The following is a 1,914-nucleotide window of genomic DNA, read 5'->3' as shown; positions in this document are numbered from 1 at the left end:
GGCGAACTGCGCTGGGCGCGCGGCGTTCTCAACGCCGGTGACTCGGTCACGACGGTCGACGGGCAGATGGTCGACCGGCCGGTGCTCGAACGCGCGCGAGGTGTCCTGGCCCGGGCCGGTGAGTCACAGGGCCTTGCCTAGCTAGTCAGTCTCCTGCCGGTCCGTCGCCGCGTGCCGCGGCCGCCGGGCCGGAGGGAAGGGGGGAGCGTCTCCGCGACAGCGAGGAAGCATCGGGCCTGGCGGAACGTCGGCCGAGTGGCCACTGGCTCATCGGCATGCGCGAGCGCGCCCACGCGGCCGGGGGCCGTCTGCGCACGGGTCGTCGGCCCGAAGGCGGATTCGAGGTCGTCGCGGAGCTGCCGTTGCGCCCGCTCCCCCTCGCAGAGCCCTCGGTGAAGGAGTACACGGCGCCATGAACCCGGCACGTCAGAGGCCCGCACGCCCCCGAACGATCACATCCGTTCCCCCGGGCCGTAGCCTTGCCGCCATGGGCAGAACGATCCGGCAGGCAGCGCGGGCCACGCTCCATCTGCTCGTGGCCGCAGCGCTGGCCTTCGGCCTGTACCTGTTCATCACCGTGCTGCTGATCACGGCCGTCGGCACGATCGCCGTGGTCGGGGCGTGGATGCTGCCCGAGACGGTGCTGCTGATCCGGCGGATCGCCGGCGCCAAACGCGCTCTGACGGCTTCCTGGACGGGCCGGCGCATCCCGGAGGCTTACCGGCCGATCACCGGCGCCCTGCGCGAGCGTCTGCGCATCGCCGTCCATGACCCGGGCACCTTCCTCGACCTGCGCTGGATGGCTGCCTCATACGTCTACGGCGCCCTGCTGGGCGTGGCGCTGCCGCTGTGGCCGCTGGGCCTGGTCGTGGACGGGGTGTGGTGCGGGCTGGCGCGTCGCGGGGCGGTCGTCCTGCCGTTGATCACCCGCCTAGCCGACCTCGAGGCCCACTGGTCGCAGGCCCTGCTCAAGCCCTCGCCCCGGGCGCTGCTGGCCGCGCGAGTCGAGGAGCTGGCCGCCACCCGGGCGGACGCGATCGCCGCGCACGGCGCCGAGCTGCGCCGCATCGAGCGGGACCTGCACGACGGGGCACAGGCCCGCCTGGTCGCCCTGTCCATGCGGATCGGGCTCGCGAAACGCGCCTATGGCCACGATCCCGAGGCGGCCCGCAAACTCCTCGACGACGCTCAGGAGCAGGCCGAGGAGGCGCTGACCGAGCTGCGGCAGGTGGTACGCGGCATTCACCCGCCGATCCTCACCGACCGCGGTCTCGTCGGCGCCGTACGGGCTCTGGCGGCCAGCAGTGGGCTGGAGGTGACCGTGCGGGTGGACGGCGGGCTGGAGGAGGGGCCGCGGGCTCCGGCTGCGGTGGAGGCGGCGGCGTACTTTGCGGTGGCCGAGGCGCTGACGAACGCCGCCAAGCACAGTGGTTCGCGGCGCGCGACCGTTCAGCTGGAGCGCGTCCCCCGGGGATTGCGGGCCGTCATCCAGGACGAGGGCCTGGGCGGAGCCGACGAGAACAGCGGCACCGGACTGCTCGGCGTCCGGCGGCGCGTCGCCGCGATGGACGGTGAGGTGACCGTGACCAGTCCCGAGGGGGGACCGACGATGATTGCCGTGGAGCTGCCGTGCGTGTGGTGACCGAGCCGGCGGGGACGAGACCGACGTGGAAAAGGACGGGCACGCCGTGCGTGTGGTGATCGCCGAGGACAACGCCTTGCTCAGGGAAGGGCTCGTGCTGCTGATGACCTCGGCCGGACACGAGGTCGTGGCTGTGGCCGGCAGCGGGCCGGAGATCATGCCCGCGCTGCTGCGTCACCGCCCGGACGCGGCCGTGCTGGACGTGCGAATGCCGCCCGGCTTCCGCGACGAAGGCCTGCGGGCGGCTCTGGACGCCCGGCAGCAGATCCCGG

The 1,914-nt window shown here is 73.4% G+C and carries 3 protein-coding genes; all 3 read left to right on the top strand.

All coding sequences use genetic code 11. From position 1 onward, the window contains the following. Nucleotides 1-275 precede the first annotated feature (275 nt). Nucleotides 276-416, top strand: coding sequence for a hypothetical protein (locus ABT300_RS43620; protein ID WP_502978131.1), 141 nt, complete (start codon nucleotides 276-278; stop codon nucleotides 414-416). A gap of 71 nt (nucleotides 417-487) precedes the next feature. Then, complete coding sequence (locus ABT300_RS43615; RefSeq protein ID WP_351688616.1) at nucleotides 488-1,642, top strand: sensor histidine kinase; 1,155 nt, start codon at nucleotides 488-490, stop codon at nucleotides 1,640-1,642. A 46-nt stretch (nucleotides 1,643-1,688) separates the two neighbouring features. After that, a partial coding sequence (locus tag ABT300_RS43610; protein ID WP_351688613.1) for a response regulator transcription factor occupies nucleotides 1,689-1,914 on the top strand: 226 nt, incomplete at its 3' end.

This window comes from Streptomyces sp. NPDC001027 (genome assembly GCF_040299045.1).
In the GTDB taxonomy this organism is placed as follows: Bacteria; Actinomycetota; Actinomycetes; order Streptomycetales; family Streptomycetaceae; genus Streptomyces.
Note: the sequence above shows the minus strand (reverse complement) of the source record. Positions and strands in the feature narration are given on the sequence as shown.